Below are 25,849 nucleotides of genomic sequence, written 5' to 3' on the forward strand. Positions count from 1 at the left end.
CCCGATAATGCGGGAACTCATCCAGGACTTCCTGAACGACATCGGCATGGAACTCCATCATCTTCGGTTGCTGTGCTACTGCTTCGGTCATGGGGATCACGCATCTTCGCTTACAATAGTCTCTGTGTTGGTCGTGATCTTTGTCGGACCCATGAATCCAAACCGGAGAGCCAGTGCTATAACTCCCTCGTTCACGAAATCAGGATCTCCAAACCCTTCATTCCGGAGTTTGGCCTCTTCATCGTGCAATCCAGGGCGTATATCAGCGACTGCTAGATGGCAGCCTGGGACCAGCCCCTCAAGCTTGGCAATGTACGCGATCCCCGCCTCTGCGATGGGCCTCTTTGAGATCGCTTTTCCTTCGGCGGCCCACTTCGCGAAGATCTTCTTCAGGAGATCCTCGTGGTACTCATCGATCCTCGATCCGAGGAAGTCGGTTTTCCTCTCATCCAACGTGGTTTTGTTTGTCATCGTTTAACTACGTTTAACAGTATATGCTCAATGTTTAAAAAGATTTCTATATATTATAACATTGTTAAACTTATATAAATTCAATTAGTTTAAAATAGTTGGCCGCTCACTTACCTATCAGTTAAACGGTGTGCAACGTGGTTAAAGAGGAGCTTGTGTTTAACGGGGTGAAGCTGCCTAAGAGCGTGAATGATAAAGTCACCGAGTTGGCAGAGGAGGAAGGAATCGACAGATCTTCCTTCATGAGGAGAGCGATCATTAAATTTATTGAGAGCGAGGAGAATCCCGAGTTGCTCCTTTCTCAGATCGAACAGATCCTGATCCGGCGTCCCGATATTCTGGATGAGCCCCTTCGCCGATACCAAGCGAGGGATTTAACGAAGCGGCCCGGGCACCGACGATCTCAATAATATTCCGATATAGTATAACTTTTTTAAGTGCTTCTGTGGTTTTGTCATCCGTGATAATCCCCTTCTGCCGCTCTTGCTAATACTGTGAATTATACTCACACCAATATTATGGCGCACCATATGCAGAGCGAAAGTGTATCTTTAACAAACTGGCATAAACTTTCTGTTTTGTTCACGTCGTAGAACCTGCGAGTTCATTCATATAATCGAGCGGTTCAATAGTAAAAAAATAATTACTCTTGGCCAAGAACTTTTACAAAGGCCATTTTCTCCTGTAACCTCTTCAAACTCAAGTTAATCTCTGTAAATTGTTCGTTGTGGTCAGCCCGAAGTTTCGCGTTCTCGCGCTCCAGGGCCAGAAGTTTGTCAGCCTGCCGATCGACACGCTCCCGCACAATCTCGGTCTCGGCATCGCGGAATATCCTCAGGGCGTTCTGGTGCCGCATGAAGAGCGGGGCAACCTGTCCCTCCTCCAAGATACGGTATATTGCGATCAGGCCCGGCGAGTGGCCAACAATCGTTTCAGCTGCATCCTGACCGGCGGCCAGCCCGAACTGTGTCCGGAAGAATTTCCTCGTGCTGTGGATATGCAGCTTATTCATGCCGCTCTTGGTTTTTTCTACATACCCGGCCCTGTGAATTGCCTCAGTCAGCACCTCATCAATGGTCGAGATAGCCACTGGAAAGAGCCGATCGTCTTCGCTCACAGGCCGGCGCTCTTGGGGGTTCTTGATGTTCGGGAAGTTCATCTGCCGTTTCCCTGCCGTCGAGATCACATAGAGGTCCCGGCCAGTCTTCCAGAGCTCCTGCCGTTTATGCCCCTTCCCTCTCCTGGATACCATCCGGTGCAGTTTCTCGGTCCAGAGCTCCTTGATGAGGTCCTCGGTCTCCTTTGTCAGGAAGGCTATCCGGGGCTTCCCGTTCTTGGTGTAAGCACCATCGAAGCGGATCCGCACCGGGCCCTTGGAGCCATCCGGCAGCCTATAGTCCCAGGTAATCTCGCTGAGCCGGACACTCGTTGCCTCACGGATGCGGCAACCGGTCGAGAGTAAGAACATGAAAAGGCAGCGGGCGATCGGGGATTTCAGCTGGTGATATACCGCAAGGGCTGACTCGTGGGTGAAGGGGAGATCATCGTTCTCTGGTTTCTCCTTGTATGAAAACTCCGACCGGTACGCTTTGGGCAGCCCGATCTCGTTCATCTCAAACCATGCCTGGACAATCGAGATCCTGAGGGTCTTGGTCGCCACCTCGTACTTCTTCGTGACCATCTGCCCGCCGATCTTCCGCGTGATCGTCAGGCCGTCCAGGAAGTCCTTGAAGTCCCGCAAGTCATCGAGCACGTCCTGTTTCGTTGCCTGCCGGATATACTGGTCCAGCTGAGGGAATACATCATCCTGGGTGAGGGGCAGCTGTTTCTCCCTCGGCAGGTCTTTCCCGAATTTTGATTGCCCGAACTGCGTCAGGGCCAGCCGGTACGATTTGGTGGTTTCGGCAGAGTCAGACTTGCAAAACTGCTTTGCCGACGTAAACAGGCGCTCCATGAGATCATGGTTTGATCGGGCGGTAATAAAAAGTTAGGGTATTTGCCGGGAGTGTAAAAACCTTATCTCAGGATCATTCCATGAACCGGTCAGGTGTCCCCGTAAGGCCAGTTCCCCACAGATTTTTTCCGTTTCCGGAAGAAGAGGACGCGCAGGTGAATGGGCAAGAGGTGTCCCGGGCAGCGGGATAAAGCGGTGGACGTGGACGGTACCGGCCCGTGCCACCTCCCGGATCAGGTCAAGCGTTGCCCGCTGGTCCTCATCCGTCTCGAACGGGAGCCCCACAATAAAATCAACAACCGGTGTTGTCCCGTTCTCCCGGCAGAGATCGACTGCAGTCAGCACGTCTGCGACAGTGTGCCCCCGCTTCAGCCGGGAAAGGACCGTGTCACTCCCGGACTGGGCACCGAAGTGCAGCAGGGTATTCGTGCAGTAGCGGTTGATTAGGTCCAGTGACATCGTGCAGATAAACTCCGGGCGTACTTCGCTGGGGAAGGTCCCGAAGAAGACCTGGTTATGACAGGCACGGAGAAGTCGTTCAACCTTGTCGAACCGCGGGTGAACGCCATCCGACCCGTACGCGAGGGCATTGGGAGTGACAAATCTCGACTGGCTGTGCCATTGTGTATACCGTGCAATCTCGTCAACGGACCGGTGCCGCATGCAGTGGCCGAAGATCTGCGGGGTCTGGCAGTAGCCGCACGAGAACGGGCAGCCACGCGAGATCTCGATATATCCTTTGTACTCGGAGAAGGGGGGGAAGGCATCCAGCCGGACCGTGGTGTCCGCAGTCTGATACCAGTCTCCGGTCATGACGCCGGGAATCCTGCCGTCCCCGCCACGAATAAGGTTGAAGAGGAGACGGGGGAGCGTATACTCTCCTTCGCCAATCACGACATAGTCTGCATAACCGGCCACCTCGCGGGGTGCAGCGGTGGCATGCGGTCCGCCAACAACTGTAATGCAATCCGCCTCAGCAATCTCCTTCTGGTAGCGTGCGGCACTGATCGATGTCAGGCTGTAGCACGTGATGTCCCCGGTGGGTGCATCAACCGGGTTGAGATGAATCCCTTCCCGTTCGCAGGTCGCATAGAGGACCGCAAAGGAGTTTCTTGCCGCATGGATTATCCTCCAGTTGACCTGCATGGCTACCAGAGTATGGCACGGGAGAAAAAAAGAGGGTTGTGGATCGCGATCAGCGCTGGCGGTACTCGCTGATCACATCGGTGACCTTGTAGGTCTGTCCGTTCATCTCGGAGACATAGACGACAACGCGGTCAGGGTTGTTCGGATCCTTGGTCCCGACAAATTCCACCTGATCGCCTTTGTTCTTCCCAATCTTTGCAGTCTCGGTCGTTCCATCCGATCTGTACAGCGTCACATCAATGGAGCTGACAAGATTTTGTCCTTTACCGCCATCGAAGACAACGGCAATCTGCCCGTTGTACTCTTTTTCCTTGACGGTGACTGATACCTGATTGTTCTCCGGGACAACATCTGTTGGCGATGGCACGAGGTTATTGCCCGAGGGGGCAGCTCCGCCGACAGGAGCCGATCCAGTCGCGGGGGCTGGACCGGTTGTGCCCGTGCACCCGGCAATAAGAACCGCTGTGCAGAGGAGAAGGACGAAAAACACTATGTATCTGCCTTGCATACCAGAACATATAACCCGGCTTTATTTGAGAGTTACGCTTGAAACAGAAAGGGTCACGCCTCACGAAGTTCCCCATCATATTCCAGTGTGCCTGCATCCCCGTCCACGGTGACAGAGACGCCATCCTTCAGTTTAACCAGGGGGACGCTCGTCCGGTCGATCATGGGGATCCCCCCGATGATGGCCCCGGTTGCAATGATCGCCTCCGCCTCAGTATTGATGATAGCCGCAGGGGCATGGCCGTTCCGGCTCAGGGCATACAGGACGTACGAACCCACCGTGGATCCTTTCCCATACGGGAATGCAAGCACCGTGCCCGTGATACTCGTTCCCCGGAGCGGGTGACCCTTCTCCACGATAACTCCGGTATCCGGGTCAACACCGGACAAAAACGAGATCGGGGCAGGGCTCACAAGCAGCCTTCCTTTTGCCTTTCCACGGGATATCCCTCGTCCGCTGATATGCATAATCACACCACATAAATGGTTGAAGATGAAGATATAAGAGTGATATGGAAGAGACTGCCGTCAACAGCTCTGCTCCTTCCAGCGAGCTCAAGTACCAGATCCAGCTCAACGAGCTCGAAGCCGCACTGCTCGACCTGAAGGTGAAGATCGAAGATCTCCAGAAGGAGAACGGCCAGCTCAGGCGCGAGAACAACCAGCTCAAGCGCATGCCGCTCTTCGTTGCCGTTGTTGTCGATATCCTGGATAACGGGGATATCTATCTCCGCCAGCAGGGCAATAACCAGGAATACCTTACTACTGCCGGTGAAGAACTCCGCCCGCTCTTAAAACCCGGGGCAAAGGTCGCAGTCAACAACGCGCTCTCGATTGTCAAGGTTATCGGAAATATCTACGACTCCCGTGTCCGGGTGATGGAACTTGTGGAGTCTCCCGAAATATCCTATGCCCAGATCGGGGGCCTTGCGAACGAGATCAAAGAAGTACGGGAAGCTGTCGAGTATCCGCTAACCCGGCCGGAGATCTTCCAGCGGATCGGCGTAGAACCGCCAAAGGGGATCCTCCTCTTCGGTGCTCCCGGCACCGGTAAAACCCTGATTGCGAAGGCAGTCGCCCATGAGGCAAAGGCAACGTTCATCAGGATGTCCGGCAGCGAGCTGGTCCACAAGTTCATCGGGGAAGGAGCCGGCCTTGTCCGGGAACTCTTCCAGTTGGCCCGCGAACGCGCACCGGCTATTGTTTTCATCGATGAGATCGATGCAGTCGGGAGCATGCGGACCAATGACGGTACCAGCGGCAGCGCCGAGGTCCAGCGGACGCTGATGCAGCTGCTGGCAGAGATGGACGGGTTCGACAACCGCGGCGATGTCCGCATCATGGCTGCCACCAACCGGGCAGACATGCTGGACCCGGCACTCCTCCGCCCCGGCAGGTTTGACCGCCTGATTGAGATCCCGGTGCCCGATAAGGATGCCCGGCTCCAGATCCTGATGATCCACTCAAGAAAGATGCAGCTGGGTAACGTTAACATGGGTGCGATTGTCAGCATGACAGAGAACGCCACCGGCGCGGAACTCGAAGCGATCTGCCGTGAAGCCGGCATGATGGCCGTCCGCCGCGAGGCAGAGAAGGTCGAGATGATCGACTTCACCGATGCAGCCCGCAAGGTGAAGAACGAGGCAGTGACCGACAACCGGATGTACACCTGAGCCCGCGTTACGATGGGCTGTACAGTTTGGAGAGAAGGATGAACATCCTCCTGGTCCAGCGCGAAGGAACCGACCTCTACCATACCCTCTTTTCTTCAGAGACGAGCCGCATGGCGCTGCGGTTCTACCACCCGAAAAAGAAATCCTGCGGCGTGTACATCTCCTGTGCGGCACTGAGCAGTGCCCTTGCGCTTGTTGCAGAACTGCGATGGTATATCCGCCGGTACGTGCGCGAGCCCCTCTTTGAATGGGAACCGGGGATCTATTTTACCCACCAGCTGGCACAGGACGTTTATTACGAGCGGACCGTTGTCCTTGGCCCCGGCTGGCAATACCGGAAACTCTACGGGTTCAAGGACGGGAAGCTCATCAGCTCGGTCCCGATGGTACCGGGATCGACCGTCGAGGAATACCACCAGGAATATGCCGGCATAGACCACACGCTTGAGATCTGGTGCACAGAGGATGACGTGGATGAGGGAGAACTGGTAAGCGGGCCGGATGACCTTATCTGATTCCTGCCATTCAACCACGGCCTCGGGCAGAATAGTTTCCGTATGAAAAAATGAAAAAAGTGACGGGAAAAGGAGGAGATCTTTTAAGGACCTGTCCTTAAAAGACCGGTTCCCGCCGGAGGAGCCAGCAGAGTGCAAAGCAGGCCCCCATCAGGGCAAGCAGCCCGATGCCCTCAACTGCCCGGAAGATCACCGGGTAATGGTTCATGGTCTTTGTTATTGTCATAGGTCATAATCTCCTGGATCATTCACAGCCCGGGGTCTCCCCGCATGGAATTCCTGCAGGATTCCCGTACTGTCATACACAACCATCGCCCGTTCGCGATATATATTCGTAAAATAGATGCGGGTGGTTCCTGAAACTCCGTAGTGTATTCAGCTAACTTCCCGGTTAAGGGAATAAAAAGGGGATCGGCTGTTCAGGCGAACATAACGCCTTCGGTACCAGGCAGGCCACGGTGGAAGTCAAGGCCCACCTTCTCAATGGCCGAGAGGAAGTCTTCCTGCTTGATGGCAGACCGCTCCTTCCGGATCGCGAACATCCCGGCCTCCATGCAGATGGCCCGGAGATCTGCACCGTTCTTGCCATCCGTGAGCCGTGCCACTTCCGTAAGGTTAACATCTTCATCAATGGTGAGTGCCCGGCAGTGTACTTTCAGGATGGAGAACCGGCCTTTCTCATCCGGCAGGGGGATCTCGATGATCCTGTCGAACCGGCCGGGCCGGAGGAGTGCCTTGTCAAGGATGTCGATCCGGTTCGTTGCACCGATGATCTTCACATCGCCCCGGTTCTCGAACCCGTCCATCCCCGCAAGGAGCTGCATCAGCGTCCGCTGGACCTCGCGGTCTCCGGAAGTATTCGCCTCGGTCCGGCTGGCCCCCACCGCATCGATCTCGTCGATGAAGATGATGGTCGGGGCCTTCTTCTTCGCAAGATCGAAGAGCTCACGGACGAGCCTTGCGCCCTCCCCGATATATTTCTGGACCAGCTCCGATCCCACGACCCGCATGAAATGGGCGTTGGTCTCGTGGGCAACGGCCTTTGCAAGCAGCGTCTTTCCCGTGCCGGGCGGCCCGTGGAGGAGAACGCCCTTTGGCGGTTCGACCCCGATCCGCTCGAAAAGTTCGGGGCGCTTCAGCGGCAGTTCCACGGCCTCCTTGATCTCGTTGATCTGTTGCTCGAGCCCGCCGATATCCATGTAGGTCTCCTGCGGGGAGTCCACCAGTTCCATGCCATACACCTGTGCATCAAAGGAACTTGGGAGGAGCTCGACAATAGCAAGCGACTGCTGGTTCAGCGTGCACCGTACCCCCGGCTTGAGGTCGTCTGCACTGATGGACGGCGAGCTCCGCACTAAAAACCGCGGGCCCGCGCTGCTCCTGACGATCACCCGGTTTGCATCAACAACATCAGTGACCGTGCCGATGATAAGGGGAGGGCTCCTGAGTTGCTCGCTCTCGCTCTTGAGTTTCCGCACCTCACGCTCGTACCGGATCTTCTGGGTCTCGATATACCGCTTGTCAGCCTCGACCTGCCGCAGTTGCTCGCGGAGTTCGAGGTTGCGGGACTCCAGGTTGCCGACCCGTTCCATCATCTGGACTTCCAGGTCATGCTTGTCACCCTCGATCTGGGAGAGCTGTTCACGGAGCTGCTCGGACAGTGTACGGTACAACCGGTACAGTTCCTCGGGAGTCTGGGGCTCCGGGGACTGGTGGATGGTGTCAGACATCTCGTGCCTCAGATAATTATATGGGGAAATTGCATATAAAGCGTTTGTGAGGAGGCAAACGGCGGGTTGCAGCCCCTGATCCATTCAGAGGGCATTTAAAGTCTGAAAACAACTTCCTAGTGAGAATATGCAGTGCGAAATGTGCGGTGAAACCATTCGCGGTCCGCCCAAGATCGTCCGGGTTGAGGGTGCCGAGCTGCAGGTCTGTGCCAGATGCGGGAAGTTCGGCACCGAGGTCCAGCAGCAACGGCGCACCGATATCGCCCGTCCGGCCGGTGCCAGGCCCGCGGGCAATGTAAAGTCTCCTGCCGTGATCCCTTCCACCTACCGGAAGCGGGACATGTTCGATTTCATCGAGGGGGATATTGTGGACGATTATAATGTCCGCATCAGGAACGCCCGGATGGAGAAGGGCCTCTCCCAGAAGGACCTTGCCATGCAGATGAAGGAGAAGGAGCACCTTATCCAGAAGATCGAGAACCGCGACCTCATCCCGGAAGAGGGTGTGCGGAAGAAACTTGAGAAGGTGCTTGAGATCCGGCTCATCGATGCACCGGATACTGATGTTGAGAAGAAAGTCCCGGGAACCATGGCCCCGACACTCGGCGACCTGACGATCATCCGGAAAGCCAAAAAATAATCAATCCCCTTTTTCGTTATGCAAGGTCGATGACCGCGTTGTGCAGGATATCGAGGGTATCCCGCATGGCCCTGCCCGCGTCCCGCAGGTGATGATAAATCTCCCTTGTCCTTATTGCCTGCATGGCATCGTCCGTACGCAGGAGCTCGGCCATGCCGGTGATGTACTGCTCTTCAAGACAATTATATGCCCGGCGGGCCCGGCGGATCTCGTCCTCGACGCTCTCGCGGTCAGATTCCAGTGCGGAAATCCCCCGTGCAATGCACTCCGTTCCTAAGAGGAGCTGCTGTGCCATGCTGCGGATATGCGGATCGGGAGAGACCGAGAACGCGTACATCTCCTTTGCGGTCTCCCCGGCAAAGTTGAGAATATAATCCGTCTGCCGGGAGATGCTGTAGATATCCTGCCGGTCAAAAGGAGTAGAGAAGGACCGGACCAGCTTGTCCTCCATGGCATGCCGCATGGCATCCACCTCCTTCTCGATCTGCTCCAGCTCAACAGGATTTGTCTGGGGGGAATGGTTCAGCCAGTCGGTAAAGGCAGTCACACCGGCAACAGTGCGTTCGGACTGGCAGGTGAGCATACGGTAAAAATCATGTTCGCGCGGGAAGAGCGAGGAGAAAAGGCCCCTGCCCTTTCCGCGGCGGTCTTTGGTTTTTGGTAGTTTCATGGTCATCATACTCCGATAAGGGGGGATACGAGAAGGAATAACAGCCCGGCAATGAGCATGGTCACCGGGATCGTGATCACCATAGCGATAATGATCTCCCTGCCCACCCGCCACTGGACCTTACGCGGGTTTTCTGCAGCTCCGACACCGAGGACAGACATGGTGATCACATGGGTCGAAGAGACGGGAGCACCGGCTGCTGTTGACAACGCGATAGAGGATGCAGAGAAAAACTGGGAATCGAACGAATGGATCGGCTCGATCCGGAAGATCCGGCGCCCGAGGGTATTCATGATCCGCCACCCGCCGCTGATCGTCCCCAGCGCCATCAGGACTGCGCACGCACACCGTGTCCAGAGCGGGACCTCCGGGGTTGCCGCAAAACCCGCGGCAACAAGGACCATCGCTATCATCCCCATCTGTTTCTGGGGATCATTTGCCCCGTTGAAGAACGCCATCAGGGATGCAGTGCACCAGTTGAGGATGGCGATATTCCTGTTCTGGCGACGTTCTGCATTGCGCATAAAGAGATCCGTTGCTTTGTGTAATCCAAAACTTCCTGCAAATCCGATGATTGCAGAGAGGACGAAGAAGACGAGGATCTTCATGAACCCGACAAGTTCCGGCTCCGGGCCGGTAAGTTCGGAAAAACCCCAGGCAACGCTCGATATGCCTGCGGCCGCGATGCTCCCCCCGACAAGACCCCCGATCAGCGAGTGTGTGGAGGATGCGGGAAGCCCGAACTTCCATGTAATGATGTTCCATGCGGTTGCTGTAACGAGCGCAACGAAGAGGACGGCCAGTTCGCCGGCCCCGGGCTGAATGCTGATGAGCCCGACCATGGTGAAGGCAACTGCACTCCCCCCGAAGACCGCCCCGAGAAGAGACATCCCTGCAACAAGGATGATACCGGCCCGCGGCGATGCTGAACGCGAGGCAATGAAGGTAGCAGCGATCGAACTTGCGTCCTGGAACCCGTTGGTAAAGGTGAACGCGAGCGCAAGCAGGATAGTGAAAACCGCAATCACGAACATAGGCAGGTGCCGGCATGCCTGCGGGCTGCCGCAGTCAGAGCCACATGGGCAGTATTGCGGGATGAGGATAAAAAGATCGCCCGAGATCGCCGGCCGGTTTCACCAAGAGGCGTTCCCGGAAAAGGGTATTGTCAGAGCAAGGGAAGAGAAAAAAACTATGGTGTTTTCGGTGACGCTGCTGTTGCTGTCGCAGGGGCGTTGACCGGCCCGGTATACACGCCGGAGCCGAGCCACCAGTCATCAGCTACCTGCATGCCATACCCCAGTTTGGATTCCAGGGTGTTGTTGTCCCGCGGATTGATATACACGTAACGGTAGAACCCGCTGCCGTTCCGGACTTCTGCGCCCATCTCCTCAACAAAGATCCCGTTGGCTCCCTCGCGGAGTTTGCCAACCGCTTCCGGATTGATGGGATGGGCAAGCGTCGTGCCATTATACCCGTACGCGAAGATATAGAGTTCGCCCTGAATAAACGACCCGTTCCGGTTGTTGAACTCGGACAAAGCCCGTTCAGTGCCCTGCACCTTTGCATAGGCAACGGCGCTGTCGACAAAGGAAACAAGGGTCTCGTTGGAAACAGAGGGCATCACCGGGCCGGCTGGCGTATCCATGGGAGTTGACGGGGCCGATCCGGATGCACTCTCTGTACAGCCTGCAGCAATCACCAGCAGGGCGATGATGAATATATGAAGAATGAACATTGGGATTTTTTTCATGGGCTCATTATTGGATTTTTTTCTTTATAGGGTGATCTGTGTCCCCGGATTTCCATGCAGGGACGCCTGCGAACACCGGTACGATCCTCTCATATCGCCGATACCTTTTTGTACAACCCGATCTCCACATACCTATTCGGAAGCTCTCCAGCCATTTGGGGGGGACTGGTTAACTGTCTGACGGACCGGATAGCAGGATACAATCCGGTGCCGTCAGGATATGAGCCGGACACTCCGGCTTTCCCTCAAGAAACCATCCATACACAAGGACGATCATGGCACACCTTCACGGAATCTCAGGCAGCACCCGTTTCCTCCTTGATGGGACAAAACCGGTCCACGGCAGAAAAATGGCAACCCTTGCCGAGATCACGGAGTTCCTGGAACACTACCCGGAACTCCTTGCCGGGGCTGCATCGGTTGAGGAGAAGCGGCAGGATGAGATCATCCATGCGCTCGAAGACCGCGAGGCAGAGCTCAACCGTGAGATGGCCGAAGGCATTGAACAGCGCACAAAGGACGTCTATACCAGCATCCTTGCAATCAATGACCGGATCGAGGCAAGCGAATCGTTTTTTGTGGTCCTCTGGCTCCTGATCCGGTTCTGGGGGGCAAACCAGATCAGTGGGTGGCGGATCCACTTCCCGTCAACTGCTGTCAGATGGAAACTCTGGAAGCTGAAGCGGGAATGGGAGAAGGCAATCGCAACCCGGACCTGCAGTGTCAGTTCTGCGAGCCGGGACATTACGGCTACAAAGCAATTCCTTACAAAAAACAGTTCTTATCTCATCGGCGCAAAGGCTGAACAGCAGGTCATTGATGCGCTCTCGCAGCTGCCCGACGACTGCCATATCATGAGCGGGGTCAACCTGCGCCGGTTCGACACCGCGTACTGGTGGCGAAAAAAGGACGAGATCCGGTTCCAGCAGATCGACCCGGTTGTCATCGGCCCAACAGGGCTGTTTCTTATCGGCACCAAGAACTGGTCGGGAGCAGACATCGAGCTGAAGACCGGAGACATCAAACGGCAGGTGAAGGTCGCCACCCACGCCCTCTGGGTGTACATGAAAGACGAGTACCGCTTCTACGAGCGAAATCCGAAGATCCGGTGCGTCATCGTCTCTACACAGGGTAGCCATCCTGACCTGAAGCTCGACAAGGACATCGATGTGATCACGCTCAACCGGCTGATCGAATACATCACGCAATGGGAGAAGATCCTGACCCCTCTGAATGTCGAGCGGCTTACCCATGTCATCTCATTTTCCGAAGCCCGCTGATGGCCGGGAGAACCTGGCTTTCGGTCTGGGAAATCTGCATAACGGAAGATCGGGGATACCAGCAGGCGCCGGATTAGTTTCAGCTGGATAAGACGTACCCGTTACGTACAGGATCAACATCTGGCTTCAGGCTCCATGAACCCCGGAAACATGGAGTGGCAAAACCAGAAAACGCTGAAAGGTGTTGTCCGTGATGGGATCGGCCTTCCCGGTGAAAAATGATAGTGCACCCTGCCGGGGCACGCATGATTACCCGGGAATACCGCAGCACTTCTTTGCAATCGCCACCCCGATCGGGGCTGCGATCAGGGCCGCTATATAGGTTGCGAGCAGCGCGAACGGGTACATACCGATCCAGATAAAGAGGAAAAACGGGCGTGCTTCGGGAGGTATGAAGTAAATGACCATGATGAGCGAGAGGAGCGTACCCATGATCAGCGCCAGAGCGGCAGTGGAAATCAGGTGCCACGGCAGCGTTTCAGGCTGTGCCCCGCAGGCAGCAGCAACCCTGCCCCCCCACTCCATGAGAGGGATGATGAGAGTTATAACCAGGCTTATGACAAAGGAGACGATGAACCCTTCGAAAAATTCTGCGAGCGTAAGCGATCCGGTGGCGATGAACGGAAGGATGATACTCAGGACAACCGCAAGGAACAGACACATCCAGATGGTTACCATCAAACCAAATTTGTCAATTTTCATCCCTACATCCTGCCATTCTGCTATGCAGATTGACCTTGTTGAACATTTTTTAAAAGTATCATAGATAAAAACAACGATATGCAAAACATATTTGTAAAGCAATTTGATCGGGACGATCGAAATATAGGTTCAATACAGGGAATTCCCAAGATCCATCAACCCCGCGATCAGCAGCTACATACCCCATGACACAAAAGTACGGATCATGAGCCGGTACTCGATCACGGTCATTGTTGGCAGCCTCCGGAAAGAATCATTGAACAGGCAGCTCGCAGAGGGTCTTGTGCAGCTTGCACCGCAGGACTTTTCCTTTACCCGCGTTCCTATCGGCGACCTGCCGCTCTACAACCAGGACGATGACGATCATCCCGCTCCTGCAGTCACCCGGATGAAAGATGCAGTCAGGGCCGCTGACGGTCTGCTCATTGTAACACCGGAATACAACCGCTCGATCCCGGGTGTGCTCAAGAACGCACTCGACCACGGGTCCCGCCCGCCCGGCCAAAGCGTGTGGGCCGGGAAGCCCGCCGGTATCATTGGCATCTCTCCCGGCGCAATGGGTACGGCCATGGCCCAGCAGCACCTGCGGAACATCCTCTCCTTCCTTGACGTTTCCGTGATGCGCCAGCCTGAGGCATACCTCCAGATGCGAGAGGGGATGTTCAATGCAGACGGAACTATCGGCGAAGGGAGCCTTCCCCGCCTCCGGGACTGGATGGAGCATTACTGTACGTGGATCCGGGAGAATGTGCAAAGGGACAGTAACAGGGCAAACGAGTAGAGAGATCCTGGAGAGGGGTCGCAAGAAATTATCGACGGGAAATCAGGACTTTGTAGCCGGTAAACTCGTCTGCAGTGAATTCAGAACGGTCGCACCGCGTCCCGGCATCTGAACCGGAGGAATGAAGCAACCAGGGTGTATTAAACTCCAGATATGACGGGACAATATTTACGGTTGCTATTCTCATCGGCATATATCGGATAGTGCACCACATACCGAGAGACAAGGGAATTGAAGGGTATGACGGACTAGTGAACTAACTGGGATAGCCACACGTTGATGTCCTGCTGCAAAAAACAGAAAAACTTATGGAAGGAATGGGATCCTCATCTCAAAGACGGAACGGAGAAACCGGGATATTCTGTCAAAGGCTCCCGGTTCTCTGCCAGCCACCAGGGTGCCCTCTTCACGCCGATTGTCCGCTGTTCCAGTCTCGGGCATCTCCAGCGTTGCAGGTATCTGAGTTGCAGAGGTATTGTTTTCGGCAGACACTTCCGGGGAGATTGTGAGAACGGTTTTTCCGGGTTCAGGGCTTTGCACTGATATTCTCTGCCGGGGTGTATCTGATGCTCCCGGGGTCATGGATACACTAGGTGTACGTGGGACCAGCACGGCAAATGTGGAGCGTTGTACGGGAGTTTCCTGAACAACAAAAGACGAATACCTGAATTCACCAATCTCCCATGAAGAGCCGGACTGCATAATAACGAATAACTCTCCGGAAGGACCGATGGCAACATCATACGCTGTTTTGCTCGTGTTGCACGTACTGAAATATTCCCCGGTCGGGCTGAACTTCTGGACACGGGCAGTCTGATCGGCAACATAGACATTCCCCCATTTGTCTACGGCAACACCGGACGGGGTCAGGAATTGTCCGGCACCCGTTCCCTTTGACCCCCATTCTGCAAGAGCGGTCCCGTCGGATGTGAATTTCTGGATCCGGCTGTTGCCGGCATCGGTGACATACACATGATCCCGTGCATCGATGGCAATACTTCCCGGCGCATTAAACACCCCGCGTGCTGTCCCGTAGGATCCCCACTGGAGGAGATACTTTCCGCCGGAATGGATCTTCTGCACCCGGTTATTGCCGGCATCAGCAACATACACGGTTCCGGAAGAATCGACAGCTATCCCGGCCGGATGGTCAAACTCCCCGTTGCCGGACCCCTCGCGGCCCCATAGCTCTGTTTTGAAGAGAGACAGTTTGATGACCGTGCTGTTCTTCCGGTCGGTAACATACACGTTGTGAGAAGCGTCAGCAACGATCCCGGCAGGGACAACGGATACCCCGGATTCCGTATCATTCAGCACCCAGTAGGTGGTGAGTTCCCGTTCCGGAGAATACCGAAACACCCGGCCATCCTCCGGCGAGGTTACATAAACAGCGCCGGATGGATCAATGGAGATATCCGGAGGAACCGTGCCGGATCCCGCCGTATAGGGCCAGGGTTTCACAAAAGAACAGGATTCGTCACCCGTAACCCCGGCCACCAGAGCAAGCAGGAGAATTGTCGCAAGCATGCCCCGTATCGAAACCCTGCCAACCAGATCCCTCCCTGTGATCGTTACACCATCTCCTTCACTTCGATTATTAAGATCATAGTATATTGTCATGTATATTTGAGCGAATCGATCTGTTTTCCCGGCACAATTTGGCTCACATCACCCTGCACCAGCCTCACGAGCCTCCATCCCCTGCCCTCCATCTCCCTCCTTGCCCCGGCAGCGTAACACTGCTGTCCTGCCCCAATCCAAAGAATCAATATGTCCAGCGATAAGGAACGACCGTGGGATGATCATGTCGTTAGAAGACGATCTCTGCAGGAAGTTCCAGTTCCGGGTGAAATGGGATGGCCGGTACGTTGCCGGCTTTCCGGAGGTCTCCCCGCTTCCTGTGAACATAGTGCATACCGGCCAGAGAGAAAGTGGCGGCCCGCCCCCTGCCATCGGGCCGGAGGGTCAGCGCACCCCGTATTTCATCAATCTCGAACGCGGCATTGCCGTTGACCTCGGGTTCGCGCAGTGGATTACCATGGTGCGGAGTTTCGGCCCGGCAACCGGCAAAGGCTCCCTGCTTCCGGAATACAAACGGCCATTCACGATCGAGTCGTGCGATGAGAACGGAAAGGTTGAATATTGCTATCATCTCTCCAACTGCTGGGTGGATGAATACCGGGCTTTCCCGGACCCGGATCCCGCTTCTGTCGAAGTTGCAATCGAACACCTGAGGCTCGGTTTCGACGCATGGGGACGGGAGCCGGCGGAGAAGAGATAACCGCAGGTTCCCTGATCGCTCCTGCGCACAGTCGGCTGGTTCACTGCCGGCCGGGTGGACCTGCCCCTCCTGCCCATCACTTCCCGGCAATGTTCCGGGCCCAGGTCCTGGCAGCCTCCAGATCTTCCTTGTGCACGTTGCGGTAACGGACCATGATTGCCTTGCCCGGGGCAGCCGGGTCCCCGAGGACCTGTGCACCTTTCTTTGTTACCATCTCCGCCATGTCGCGGACCAGCTTCTCGCCATCGCGCGATCCTGCCGTGGCAAACAGGGCCACCTTCCGCCCGGTGAATGTCCCGTCCCGGAGAAGGTATCGCATCTCATCTCCCGGCTGGTGGCCGTACGTCCCGCTCCCGAGGAAGAGGATCTCCGCATCCGGCAGGGGCCGTTTTTTGATATCCCCGACACTTACGCCGAGCTCATCCGCAATCGCTTCAGCAACCTTCCGGGTATGCCCGCCCCGGGAATCCACCAGAACTGCTACCGTGGCCATACTCTTTCCTGCTGGCTCAAAGGATATATACCTCGTCTTCCTGCCATGCAGAGTGAGACGGAGCCGTGCACCGGGAGAATCCGCCGGCATGTGCCGGCCATGAGAAAAAGAGAGATGAAAACAGAATGCCTACTTGATCTTCTTCTCAAGCTTCTTGAGTTTCTTCTGGGCCTCTTTGCTGCCCGCAGCTGCCTGCTTTGAGAGTTCTTCTGCCTTCTCCTTCTTTGCCTTGTTCAGCTTTACCAGTTGTTTCTTGCTTGTTGGCATGTGGTTACCTCTAATATGCGGATGGTTGATTTTATCCCTGTTTTGTCTTAAAAATATCCCCCGGGACCGACCTGCAACCCCCGGGTCAAAATGTTTTTTTAAAAAAACCCGGCAGCCAAAAGAAACGGGGAAATTCACCGGTGAAAGAAAAAGAAAAGCCTGGCGGGGATTCCTACAGCCCGCCTTCGGGTTTTGGCATTTTCGGGAGCATATACCGCAGGTGCCAGCAGAGCAGCCCGATAACAATACTGATGAGCAGCACGCACCAGCCGAACTCACCAAGCATAGCACTCCCGGCTCCGGTGGTTGCCGTGAACGCCGGGTAAAACTGCTGGATGAAATAATTCCAGAAACCGTGAAGAAGGGATGCCGTCCAGATGCTGCCGGACCGGAGCCGGAGATCACGAAACTTCCGCCGCCCGCATTCTTCGTGTATGTCCGGGAGTACCCACTTGATGCGATCGGCACGGGCGGTGTCCCGCTCGCACAACAGAAACTGCCGCCGCATGCGCCAAAGGAATAACAATCCCTTTTACCGGTCCCGCTCTGGCAGTGGTTAAGCGGCTGTTGCAGTGCAGCAGATTTCCTGGTGGGGTGGGGGCCCTGCCACGGACACTGGAGATGAGTACGCGGCGGGTAATGGAATATCGCTCTCATGGACATGGTAACAGTTTTATATGCGGATGCCTATGACTTCAGCTATACAAAGCTGCAATCACTCCGGCATCTGTCGTCATTAAAAAAATAAACCAGAATGGGAGATTCAAAATGAAGAATATCTTAATGAAATTGTTGCCCGTGTTCCTGTTCCTTGTTCTGTTTATAATCGTTGGCGCCTGCATAACGAAAACAACCGACAACGACAACAGCGGCATGAGCGGACCTTCCGGTCAGGTCGTGAGCGACAATCCGGGCACGCTGAACATTCCCGACGTGGAAACCACAGTCTCCGGGATCTCAGGGCCGGGATCCGTGGACACGGGCTCCTTTTCGGACGGGGACGATTTTCCCCTCACTCGCCAGCAGATCCTGAAGCACCTGAGGACGGCCAACGAGGTAGCAAAGGAAGCGAAGGCATCCGGCCACCACCCCTTTGGCGCAGTGCTTGTGGCGCCGGATGGCGAGACAGTGCTGATGAAACAGGGAAACATGGGGGGTCTCTCGCATGCCGAAACAGAGCTTTCACGGAGGGCGTCTGTGCAATACGATCCTGATTACCTGTGGAATTGTACCCTGGTGACGACGTTTGAACCGTGCGCCATGTGCAGCGGAAACATCTACTGGGCCAATATCGGAAATATGGCCTATGGCCTTCCGGAAACCACGTTGAAGAACCTGACCGGCGCAAGCAAGAGCAATCCCACGATGAACCTGTCGTCCCGCACGGTCTTTGCAGCGGGGCAGAAGCCTATCCGGGTGGCGGGCCCCTTTCCGGAACTGGAAGACGAACTGGTTGCCCCCCACAGGGACTTCTGGAAATGAAATCTGCTGTAATCTTTTTAAAATTGTAACACACGATGGAAAAAAATACCAGGAACGGATATTACCCGGCGATTCTTATCGGAATTGTTTTCATGGTACTTACCGGGGGTTGTGTTACGGACACAACCTCTTCCCCACCAACCAGCACTCCCGCTGAAACGCCGACACTGCCTCCGGGGCACCCACCGTTATCAACCATCACCGCAACCCCGTCCTTCTCACAAACCCCGGCGGTATCCTCACCCCGGTTCACACCGGATCCCCGGACCGGATGCTCTATGGACTCCCATGTCCCGGAACCGGTCGACACTTCCGTTGCGGTCCGGGATCCAATGCCCGGGATCCGCTATTCTTTCAAAGAGAGTGAGACCGGCCGAACGGTCGTGCTTGAGAAGGGAGAGATTGTTGAGATGACCCTTCGGTGGGCCCCGAGTGTTGCATGGGAATGGGACATGCCGGTTTCAGGCTGCTCGATCGAGCTCCTGAATGACGGGTACTATTCCGGAGGCGGCGATTACTGGAACCAGTCCGGCCATTACCGGGCCCGGTACCGGGCAACAGGCCCCGGAACATCGTTCATTGACGGGGTATTTGGCGTTGTGCCAGGCTGCTCGCCGCATGAATGGAATCCCCGGTTCAACCTGACCGTGATTGTGAAGTAGATTTAATAAAATAATTGCCGCCACGGTAGATCCTTCGTGGTGGGGTCCCTGAACCTGTGTCCTGAAGGCAGAGACCCCGGACCGTCTTCTGCCGGCACTGCCGCACTCGTATCATCGTGCTGACTCCCGACAGGCAGGCATGAGCCCGGGAATGTTCGGTCACAATGCTTTCTGAGCCGGGACTTGGTCCAGCAGATCGAACCGCCGGAGGCAGGCTACGTATTCGGCCACGAGATAATAATTCCCCAGGTCCTCCACGTCCAGCCCGCGGAACGCGAAGAGCTCGTCCCACAGGAGACTGCTCCCCTCGACCATGAAGTACGCAGACTGGAGTTCGACTGCACCGATAATCGCCCTTCCCCGGAACATTTCGTCCTGGTTTTCATACAGGTGTTTTCCTGTCCCGGTGTTTTCCATGACAAAACCCTGTACCTCGGGAGTTATCCCCGCCGGCATCTTCCGTGCATGGCACTCGTTTGAGAGAATATTGTCCTCAACAACATCGCGCAGGGCATCCGAGGTCAGTTCCCGCACGGGATATTTGCCGGTGAGATACGCGAGGACATCAGGACCGGTTTTTTTGTTGGGCTGAAGCAGGGGCCGGTACGTCTTTGCCGTTTCCTTCCACGTGCTGACCAGTTCCGGGGTGACTTTGCGGGTGAGCATCGGTACGTACGTTTGCGCCGTGAAGGTATAAAACGGATTTTTTAAAAAACAGGGGTATTGGGATGGGGTGGTGCAATACAGGAGGTGCACGACTCGCGCCCTGTCCGTTTGTCCTTCGGATGGCCCGGTGCCTGGCGTTACATCCCGAGATATTTCAGCATGCCATAGACCAGGAACGCCGGCCAGAGCAGCGCTTTCACAACGCCGATCACTCCTGCAAGGAAGCTCGTTGCCGTTGTGAGGTAATAGTACAGGGCGCCAAGGAAGCCCACGAAGTACAGGGCGCCCCCGGACCCGTGGCAGGCATGATGTTTCATCGTGTGCCCAACGTCGCACCAGCATTTTTGTTGTGGTTCGTTTGGTTCGTTCTCCATGGTATCCACTTCCGTATGAGAATACGTACTGCCTGCAGGAGAATAAAAATACTGTTATAGAGATACATCTATCGCCCTCTGCCCGTCCTGCGTGTGGGCGGTTGCTCATAGTGGGGGCGACAGGGACCTTGTTCGTCGGATTGTGTAGTTGTGGCAGACTTGCGTGAATAGCGAGCAGGGATTCAAGCTGTTTTGCATGGTTGTCGAAGTTCACACAAATCGGCATGTTTTTATTTTTTTTGATTATGATTGACAATGAGATGATTGTTTGTTTATTGAAAATTTCATTAAAAGATACTCCCCGATGAGAAAAAGTCCATTACCAGGAATCTTTCTCATCTGCATTTTTTTTATGTTTATTATGCAGGGATTAATTCATCCCGTAAATGCAGTCGATCACTATACTCAACCTGCATTGTTGTGGAAATCCTCCTCCTTAAACAAAAATGTCGTAGCTGATGTTGCAATCTCATCAAATGGCCAGTATACTCTTGTTGGTACATTTTCAAATGACGACCACGTATATTTGTTTGATCAAAATGGGAAACTTATTGGGAAAAATACTGTAGGCGCCGGTGTCGCAAACGTTGCGATCACACCAGATGGAGAATATGGCGTTGTAAGTGCAGGGAACAAATCGTGGTTTCTGGTTAATACCCAGGAACCTGTAGAAAATAATGTGTACTTTTTTAATCGCCAGGGAAACCTCTTATGGAAATATAATACTGGCGAATGTACGGGCTTGGCGGCCATCTCCGCCAATGGACAATACGTTGTTTTCGGGGACGGGGCATGGAGTGACACCAGCGTCATTCTTCTTAATCGTGAGAAGGCACTCCTTTGGAAATACAATACCGATCAGAATATCAAAGCTGTAGCAATTTCATCAGATGGACAGTATATTGTTGTTGGATTAACGGATGGAACCATCCTCCTCCTGAACCATGAGGGGAAACAACTCTGGAAATACAACACGATGGGAATAACGAGAATGGGCATTGCAATTTCTGCCGATGATCAGCATATCGCAATCAGTGAACAAAGCACGAAAGGCGCTGTTATTCATCATCTCAACAAAAATGGTCAACTCATCTGGAAGTACAACACCGACGCTGGCATGCTCGACATTGCGATTTCGCCAGATGGTAATTATATTGCTGCCGGATCAAGCGATCTCTATCTGTTCGACCGTAACGGGATACTTTCCGGAAAATTTGTTACAGGGACCGGGGGCGTTCTTAAAAAAATCGTTGTTTCATCCAACAATCTGTATGTTGCAATGGGAAACTGGGATGGATCTGTCAGCATGTACTCATCAGGAAATCAGGAAATAATTCCGGAAACAACCGCAGTAATGCAAAGCAAGATTGCAGAACAGGATGTAGCAATCGCTGAACAGTCAAAACAGATGGACGTTCTCCAACAGTTGATTGACAGCATCCTCAGATTTCTCGGAGTCAAATAATTCTCTTTTTCCAGGCATTTTTTCGCAGGTTTTGATACGTTGATGGCGAGTTATTACATTTGCTCATTACTGTTGCATCATGTTGGATCAACCAGACCCTGCTTAAAAAAATGTGAGCAGACCTTGCTCGACCTGATTTCAACCAGATCCTGCTTAAAAAAAGATAACCGGATCTGTAATAACCGGACACTAGTGTCTTACACATCCGTCGAAACGTGTTCCGGTTTTTTTCTGCAGACCCTGCATGAAAAATGTTGAGCAGCCCCTGCTCGATCTGGTGTTGAGCAGACTCTGCAAGAAAAAATTTTGCCGGACCTTGCTTGAAAAATTTTCATCGCGATCGTGATCACGTTTGATTTACTGATCCGGAACAACCGAATCCTGCTTGAAAAATTTCAGGCAGGGGATGAGGGAGGTTGGGGATGTGCCCGCACGATGATGGGCATGACGGTTATTGATTACTCATTTTTTTTTTGCGTCTCTAGCTGATCTCTTTTAAAAGTGCGGAGAATTCAGTTTCAAGAACCGGCAGATCATCGGTAAGGACACTCCAGACAATCTGCCAGTTTATCTCGAAATACCGGTGAATCACTTTATCCCGCATACCGGCAATTTCCCGCCATGCAATACCGGGATGTTCTTCTTTGAGATGCGGCGAAAGGTTCTTAGACGCTTCCCCGATTACTTCGATCGCACGGATGACTGCATGCGAGTAATACTGGTCTGAGAGAAGATCGTCGTAGTTCCGCCCATTGGTGATCTTCTGCAGAAATTGTATCTCATTGAGAATGTGAGTAACCAGGACCCGGTCATCCTTCAATCCAGATCACATCCTGTTCGATATAAGGCCGGATGAGTCCGGAGAGCGAAGGTTCCGTCAGAAGATCGACTTTGCGCCGGAACAGCGTTTCAAGATAATCCGATAGTCTCACGAAATTCCGGAGCGTTGCGTACCCGTCCTTAAAATCGACAAGGATATCGACATCGCTCTTTTTGGTCTCTTCACCGCGGGCAAACGAGCCGAAGATCCCGATCCGCGTCACCCCAAACGTACTGCGGATGGCCGGAGCTGCTGCTTCCAGTTTTTTTATCACCGGGCTTTTCCTCCGTGGCCTTGCGATGAGTCCGGGCATGCCGTTCCTTCCTATATGGAATTGGACATTCGGGTACTATAAGGATATGGTGAGGACAGGAATACCGGACCGGAATCGTGAAGTCTCGAACGAAGGGGGCAGGCTGGGCACCGCCCTATCCGGGCAGGGGGCTTTGTGCTGGCTGATCGCGGAGGGGGTGCTGAGCGGGTGTTCCGTGGAGGAGCCGTTGCAAAAAGTGTATAGGTAGAGGGCGGCCGGAAACCCTGCAAAGAATGAAAACAGAACGATAAGGTAAAAAGAGACGAATTGCCCCGCGCAGGTTTTTACTTACGCCGGGAGAGATCTCTTCCGGCCAATCCCTGCTCATTTCATTTTCCTTTTCTTACCGGGTACCTTTCGTATCTTCGAACGTGTAGCTGATTGGGACAGAAATCATATATATATCATCATTATAAATTGCACATTGTGGACAGCCGGGGGTTGTTCCACGAAAAGAAGAGGACGGGTTCACCAAGCGACAACCCTGTGTTGAACCCGGTCCCGCCCGTAGGCATGAGATTGTTATCTTCCGATCCTATGAAGGTTTTCCCCTGCCGGCGAGCGAAGGCTATCAAAAAAGGTGAGAACAAATGAGCATACGTAAAACGTTTGTCATCCTGCAGGCGTTGCTGCTGGCAGGGATGGTAATGGTACCGATGGTGAATGCCGATAAGGCCTCATCTGCATCGGATATAGTAACGCTTGTTGATAAAAATGCTATTTCAGAGGATACTGCTCTCCAGTCTGCACGTGCTGCGGTCGAAGATTTTGTCAGCAGAGGTGCACTTGACAATAACTGGGACGGGGCAACCGTAGATCCCAAATCAGACATTATCTATGACCTCAACGAAAAACCACTATTCTATCTCTTCTCTGTTGAGAGCAAAGGGAAAAGAATCGGTGAGATCAAGGCCGCAGCGAGCAAGGTTGTCGGGGGTGCCATTGTCACGATCGGCCCCGGCGCCGGACCTGTCGATCTGGATTCCGCCAAAACGCACGCCAGAGAGATCATCGAAAAAGAATACAAGGGAACGGTAATCAACTCAATGACTCTGGTATGTTATGATTATCCCGACATGGCGATATTATTCAGGTTCTCTGCGCCGGGATCGAAGGAAAAAACCCTGATACTGGACGCGTATGATTTCTCAGTTATTCCGGAGTCAAAACAGGTCTCCTATTATAACGGGATCCATTCGTCGGATATCAGCACCCGTATTGCAAATGCCGAATCCGAACAGGATTCCCTCATGAACCGGCAGACCGTATTATCAGTTAAAGCAGGGGCGACCAAGACTCTGAGCGGATTCCCCCTTTATGCTCAGCAGGCAAATGGGTGGTGTCCTTTTGCGACAGCCCAGATGATATCCGGATACTATGGATATTCGCGAACACAATCCGGAATCGCCAGTACCATGGGAATATCAAACCCCGGTAACGGTGCCACACTCCAGGAAACCCTCTCGAATTATTATCAGCTATCTACGGCATCCGGCGGATTAGGAAAACCGAATTCCCAACTCAGGTATACCGGCATGTTCTCGTATGATGATTTTATTAGCAATCTGAGCGCAAACCGCCCCCAGCATGCAAGCCGCTATGAATCATTGTCCCTTCACGCACGTGCTGTTGCCGGGTATTCGTATTCGTCTGCATCATCACAGTATCTGTATATCTACGATCCAGGCCCGGTCAATGTGGGATCCCCGTACTGGGAAAACTGGAATACCTTCCTGTCAGGATCAAATCCGGTGCAAGGAGTTATTTTCATCAGAAACTAAACGGTCACAGGACGAACGATGATGCTTGGAAAAATAACACCATTCTTCTTTTTTTTCATCCTTGCTTTCCTGATCACCCCATTTCCGGTCATGGGGCTTGAATACCCGTTACATCCTGCATGGGAAGTCCCGCTCGTTCCTTCAGATAATCCGGCCAATCTCTCCCCGGTACTGCATGTCGCGGAAGAAGGTCGGCTCATTTCCCTGAATTACCCGTATAGTCCGGATTTTTTCGTTTATGACGGGAACGGAACGCTTCTCTTCAACAAAACACTCACTGCTGAAAAAATCCCCTGGGTTTCATCTATCACTCCTGTTCCCGATGGAACTGGCATTGTGATCACTCAGCTGGTCCCGGGCTGTTGTCACGGGTCCGTATCCAATACCACCTCAAACAAGGTGACATTCTATGACAGGTCCGGCAGGATTGTCTGGGATTATGTGACATACCAGCCGCCCCTTGCTTCCGCTGTTTTACCGAACACCGGTGATATCGTTGTCGGGACAGAAGACGGGAGAATCATCGGTCTTGACAGGAACGGATCGGTACGCTGGACAACCGTTGTTGACGCCCCTGTGCTTTCCTTTGCTGCATCAGCGGATGGAAGTACCCTTGTTGCGGCGGGAGACAGCAACTACGATTCATGGATACATTACGGTGAGCGGCTCAGCCCGTACGACCTGTTTTTCCTTGACGGGACGGGTTCGATCCTCGGGAAATACCAGACGCGGGGTCAGAACACGGTTGCTGTCAGCAGAAACGGGTCCGTGATTGCGGTGATCGGGGGACGTTTCGGCAATCTCATGATGTTCAACCGTACGGGGACAATGACCGGGGAGAGATCGTTTCCCGGTGCCGGAACAGCACTGGATATTTCAGATGACGGTACCCGGCTTGTTGTGGAAACTTCCGAAGGGCGGGTCTATGCTCTGGATGGGAAGATGCAGGAGATTGTCTCTTTGCCCGGAGAACCCGGCCAGAGAATTGCAGTATCCGATACCGGCGATGTCCTTGCACGGGGAGGGAATTGGAATATTACGCTGTACAGGATTGCAACCGGAGAGAATCTTGGAACCGTTCAGGCCGGCAGCGGGGTCCGGTTTATTTCAGCAGTTCCCGGGACCGGATCGTTCGTCATCAGTACCGGACAAAAAATGTCTTTTTTTACCATGACGACAGGAAAACCATACCAGGAATCTGTCAGGGACACGGCATCTCCTGCAGGTCTGCCGGTAACCTCCACCCCGTTTCCGGAAGTTGTTGTTATAACGGCACTGGGCGTGTGCTCCATTCTCCACCGGGTTGTGAATAAGGGGAAATAATACCCGGCGTTCCGGGGTGTTGAGCACCACAATTTCCTGACAACAGATATTCCCATGACAACGATTTCTGGATTGGGCCCGGAACAGCAAACTTAGAACAGGA

31 protein-coding genes are annotated in these 25,849 nt (G+C 54.0%); 12 read left to right on the plus strand and 19 right to left on the minus strand.

All coding sequences use genetic code 11. The annotated features are described in order from the left end of the window. Nucleotides 1-96: 96 nt before the first annotated feature. A complete protein-coding gene (locus PHF39_RS11535) occupies nucleotides 97-471 on the minus strand; it encodes a hypothetical protein (RefSeq protein ID WP_300224215.1) in 375 nt (124 codons plus the stop codon). A gap of 137 nt (nucleotides 472-608) precedes the next feature. Between PHF39_RS11535 and PHF39_RS11540 the strand changes: the two genes are divergently transcribed. Further along, nucleotides 609-881 carry a ribbon-helix-helix protein, CopG family gene (locus PHF39_RS11540; RefSeq protein ID WP_300224218.1) on the plus strand — a complete coding sequence of 91 codons (273 nt, stop codon included), beginning with the start codon at nucleotides 609-611 and terminating at the stop codon, nucleotides 879-881. 233 nt (nucleotides 882-1,114) lie between these two features. On the opposite strand, the gene PHF39_RS11545 is transcribed toward PHF39_RS11540, so the two are convergent. The 4 genes from PHF39_RS11545 to PHF39_RS11560 are packed head-to-tail and all read right to left on the minus strand — an operon-like array spanning nucleotide 1,115 to nucleotide 4,546. Further along, a complete protein-coding gene (locus PHF39_RS11545) occupies nucleotides 1,115-2,425 on the minus strand; it encodes a hypothetical protein (protein WP_300224221.1) in 1,311 nt (436 codons plus the stop codon). 33 nt (nucleotides 2,426-2,458) lie between these two features. Continuing rightward, nucleotides 2,459-3,571 carry a TIGR04013 family B12-binding domain/radical SAM domain-containing protein gene (locus PHF39_RS11550; RefSeq protein WP_300224223.1) on the minus strand — a complete coding sequence of 371 codons (1,113 nt, stop codon included), beginning with the start codon at nucleotides 3,569-3,571 and terminating at the stop codon, nucleotides 2,459-2,461. 49 nt (nucleotides 3,572-3,620) lie between these two features. Beyond that, entirely contained in the window at nucleotides 3,621-4,079 is a 459-nt protein-coding gene (locus PHF39_RS11555; protein WP_300224226.1) for a hypothetical protein, read from the minus strand. A 53-nt stretch (nucleotides 4,080-4,132) separates the two neighbouring features. Further along, on the minus strand, nucleotides 4,133-4,546 hold the full coding sequence (locus PHF39_RS11560) for a DUF126 domain-containing protein (RefSeq protein ID WP_300224324.1): 414 nt from the start codon (nucleotides 4,544-4,546) through the stop codon (nucleotides 4,133-4,135). A 44-nt stretch (nucleotides 4,547-4,590) separates the two neighbouring features. Between PHF39_RS11560 and PHF39_RS11565 the strand changes: the two genes are divergently transcribed. Together PHF39_RS11565 and PHF39_RS11570 are read left to right on the plus strand one after the other, a co-directional pair. Next, nucleotides 4,591-5,751, plus strand: coding sequence for a proteasome-activating nucleotidase (locus PHF39_RS11565; RefSeq protein WP_300224229.1), 1,161 nt, complete (start codon nucleotides 4,591-4,593; stop codon nucleotides 5,749-5,751). 38 nt (nucleotides 5,752-5,789) lie between these two features. Next, nucleotides 5,790-6,266, plus strand: coding sequence for a DUF5804 family protein (locus PHF39_RS11570; RefSeq protein WP_300224232.1), 477 nt, complete (start codon nucleotides 5,790-5,792; stop codon nucleotides 6,264-6,266). A 97-nt stretch (nucleotides 6,267-6,363) separates the two neighbouring features. Here the strand turns inward: PHF39_RS11570 and PHF39_RS11575 are convergent, their stop codons facing one another. Further along, the gene (locus PHF39_RS11575) at nucleotides 6,364-6,492 is read right to left on the minus strand and encodes a hypothetical protein (RefSeq protein ID WP_300224235.1); all 129 of its coding nucleotides are present in this window, start codon (nucleotides 6,490-6,492) and stop codon (nucleotides 6,364-6,366) included. A gap of 193 nt (nucleotides 6,493-6,685) precedes the next feature. Further along, a complete protein-coding gene (locus PHF39_RS11580; RefSeq protein WP_300224327.1) occupies nucleotides 6,686-7,861 on the minus strand; it encodes a proteasome-activating nucleotidase in 1,176 nt (391 codons plus the stop codon). 274 nt (nucleotides 7,862-8,135) lie between these two features. Between PHF39_RS11580 and PHF39_RS11585 the strand changes: the two genes are divergently transcribed. Next, on the plus strand, nucleotides 8,136-8,636 hold the full coding sequence (locus tag PHF39_RS11585) for a multiprotein bridging factor aMBF1 (protein WP_300224238.1): 501 nt from the start codon (nucleotides 8,136-8,138) through the stop codon (nucleotides 8,634-8,636). Between the two features lie 16 nt (nucleotides 8,637-8,652). Here the strand turns inward: PHF39_RS11585 and PHF39_RS11590 are convergent, their stop codons facing one another. The 3 genes from PHF39_RS11590 to PHF39_RS11600 form a co-directional block, all read right to left on the minus strand. Further along, nucleotides 8,653-9,306, minus strand: a complete 654-nt coding sequence (locus PHF39_RS11590; RefSeq protein WP_300224241.1) for a DUF47 family protein — start codon at nucleotides 9,304-9,306, stop codon at nucleotides 8,653-8,655. Between the two features lie 5 nt (nucleotides 9,307-9,311). After that, nucleotides 9,312-10,340: an inorganic phosphate transporter gene (locus tag PHF39_RS11595; RefSeq protein WP_300224244.1), complete on the minus strand. Its 1,029-nt coding sequence runs from the start codon at nucleotides 10,338-10,340 to the stop codon at nucleotides 9,312-9,314. Nucleotides 10,341-10,495: 155 nt separating this feature from the next. After that, nucleotides 10,496-11,056 (minus strand): cache domain-containing protein, encoded by a 561-nt coding sequence (locus PHF39_RS11600; RefSeq protein WP_300224247.1) that lies wholly within the window; start codon nucleotides 11,054-11,056, stop codon nucleotides 10,496-10,498. A 275-nt stretch (nucleotides 11,057-11,331) separates the two neighbouring features. On the opposite strand from PHF39_RS11600, the gene PHF39_RS11605 reads away from it, so the two are divergent. After that, a complete protein-coding gene (locus PHF39_RS11605) occupies nucleotides 11,332-12,336 on the plus strand; it encodes a nuclease-related domain-containing protein (RefSeq protein WP_300224250.1) in 1,005 nt (334 codons plus the stop codon). 249 nt (nucleotides 12,337-12,585) lie between these two features. Here PHF39_RS11605 and PHF39_RS11610 read toward each other — a convergent pair whose 3' ends face one another. Continuing rightward, nucleotides 12,586-13,038, minus strand: coding sequence for a hypothetical protein (locus PHF39_RS11610; protein ID WP_300224253.1), 453 nt, complete (start codon nucleotides 13,036-13,038; stop codon nucleotides 12,586-12,588). 205 nt (nucleotides 13,039-13,243) lie between these two features. Between PHF39_RS11610 and PHF39_RS11615 the strand changes: the two genes are divergently transcribed. Beyond that, nucleotides 13,244-13,819 carry an NADPH-dependent FMN reductase gene (locus tag PHF39_RS11615; protein WP_300224256.1) on the plus strand — a complete coding sequence of 192 codons (576 nt, stop codon included), beginning with the start codon at nucleotides 13,244-13,246 and terminating at the stop codon, nucleotides 13,817-13,819. Nucleotides 13,820-14,125: 306 nt separating this feature from the next. Here the strand turns inward: PHF39_RS11615 and PHF39_RS11620 are convergent, their stop codons facing one another. Next, nucleotides 14,126-15,346, minus strand: a complete 1,221-nt coding sequence (locus PHF39_RS11620) for a hypothetical protein (RefSeq protein WP_300224259.1) — start codon at nucleotides 15,344-15,346, stop codon at nucleotides 14,126-14,128. Between the two features lie 271 nt (nucleotides 15,347-15,617). On the opposite strand from PHF39_RS11620, the gene PHF39_RS11625 reads away from it, so the two are divergent. Continuing rightward, nucleotides 15,618-16,100 (plus strand): phage tail protein, encoded by a 483-nt coding sequence (locus PHF39_RS11625; protein WP_300224262.1) that lies wholly within the window; start codon nucleotides 15,618-15,620, stop codon nucleotides 16,098-16,100. 76 nt (nucleotides 16,101-16,176) lie between these two features. Here the strand turns inward: PHF39_RS11625 and PHF39_RS11630 are convergent, their stop codons facing one another. The 3 genes from PHF39_RS11630 to PHF39_RS11640 form a co-directional block, all read right to left on the minus strand. Further along, nucleotides 16,177-16,683, minus strand: coding sequence for a flavodoxin family protein (locus PHF39_RS11630; RefSeq protein ID WP_300224265.1), 507 nt, complete (start codon nucleotides 16,681-16,683; stop codon nucleotides 16,177-16,179). Nucleotides 16,684-16,722: 39 nt separating this feature from the next. Continuing rightward, the gene (locus tag PHF39_RS11635; protein WP_300224268.1) at nucleotides 16,723-16,860 is read right to left on the minus strand and encodes a hypothetical protein; all 138 of its coding nucleotides are present in this window, start codon (nucleotides 16,858-16,860) and stop codon (nucleotides 16,723-16,725) included. A gap of 172 nt (nucleotides 16,861-17,032) precedes the next feature. Next, entirely contained in the window at nucleotides 17,033-17,368 is a 336-nt protein-coding gene (locus PHF39_RS11640; protein ID WP_300224271.1) for a hypothetical protein, read from the minus strand. A gap of 260 nt (nucleotides 17,369-17,628) precedes the next feature. On the opposite strand from PHF39_RS11640, the gene PHF39_RS11645 reads away from it, so the two are divergent. Next, the gene (locus PHF39_RS11645) at nucleotides 17,629-18,342 is read left to right on the plus strand and encodes a nucleoside deaminase (RefSeq protein WP_300224274.1); all 714 of its coding nucleotides are present in this window, start codon (nucleotides 17,629-17,631) and stop codon (nucleotides 18,340-18,342) included. A gap of 278 nt (nucleotides 18,343-18,620) precedes the next feature. Next, on the plus strand, nucleotides 18,621-19,004 hold the full coding sequence (locus PHF39_RS11650; protein WP_300224277.1) for a hypothetical protein: 384 nt from the start codon (nucleotides 18,621-18,623) through the stop codon (nucleotides 19,002-19,004). Nucleotides 19,005-19,163: 159 nt separating this feature from the next. Here the strand turns inward: PHF39_RS11650 and PHF39_RS11655 are convergent, their stop codons facing one another. Both PHF39_RS11655 and PHF39_RS11660 read right to left on the minus strand, forming a co-directional pair. Next, the gene (locus PHF39_RS11655; RefSeq protein WP_300224280.1) at nucleotides 19,164-19,670 is read right to left on the minus strand and encodes a hypothetical protein; all 507 of its coding nucleotides are present in this window, start codon (nucleotides 19,668-19,670) and stop codon (nucleotides 19,164-19,166) included. A 137-nt stretch (nucleotides 19,671-19,807) separates the two neighbouring features. Beyond that, entirely contained in the window at nucleotides 19,808-20,044 is a 237-nt protein-coding gene (locus PHF39_RS11660; RefSeq protein WP_300224282.1) for a hypothetical protein, read from the minus strand. A gap of 304 nt (nucleotides 20,045-20,348) precedes the next feature. On the opposite strand from PHF39_RS11660, the gene PHF39_RS11665 reads away from it, so the two are divergent. Continuing rightward, the gene (locus PHF39_RS11665) at nucleotides 20,349-21,509 is read left to right on the plus strand and encodes a WD40 repeat domain-containing protein (protein WP_300224284.1); all 1,161 of its coding nucleotides are present in this window, start codon (nucleotides 20,349-20,351) and stop codon (nucleotides 21,507-21,509) included. 481 nt (nucleotides 21,510-21,990) lie between these two features. On the opposite strand, the gene PHF39_RS11670 is transcribed toward PHF39_RS11665, so the two are convergent. Then, nucleotides 21,991-22,329 carry a DUF86 domain-containing protein gene (locus PHF39_RS11670; RefSeq protein ID WP_300224286.1) on the minus strand — a complete coding sequence of 113 codons (339 nt, stop codon included), beginning with the start codon at nucleotides 22,327-22,329 and terminating at the stop codon, nucleotides 21,991-21,993. Then, nucleotides 22,319-22,642 carry a nucleotidyltransferase family protein gene (locus PHF39_RS11675; protein WP_300224289.1) on the minus strand — a complete coding sequence of 108 codons (324 nt, stop codon included), beginning with the start codon at nucleotides 22,640-22,642 and terminating at the stop codon, nucleotides 22,319-22,321. The genes PHF39_RS11670 and PHF39_RS11675 overlap by 11 nt, the downstream gene beginning before the upstream one ends. Before the next feature lie 590 nt (nucleotides 22,643-23,232). Here PHF39_RS11675 and PHF39_RS11680 point away from each other — a divergent pair. Next, nucleotides 23,233-24,423 (plus strand): C39 family peptidase, encoded by a 1,191-nt coding sequence (locus PHF39_RS11680; RefSeq protein ID WP_300224292.1) that lies wholly within the window; start codon nucleotides 23,233-23,235, stop codon nucleotides 24,421-24,423. An 18-nt stretch (nucleotides 24,424-24,441) separates the two neighbouring features. Continuing rightward, complete coding sequence (locus PHF39_RS11685) at nucleotides 24,442-25,746, plus strand: PQQ-binding-like beta-propeller repeat protein (RefSeq protein WP_300224295.1); 1,305 nt, start codon at nucleotides 24,442-24,444, stop codon at nucleotides 25,744-25,746. Nucleotides 25,747-25,849 lie beyond the last annotated feature (103 nt).

The organism is Methanoregula sp., from assembly GCF_028712425.1.
Lineage (GTDB): Archaea > Halobacteriota > Methanomicrobia > Methanomicrobiales > Methanospirillaceae > Methanoregula.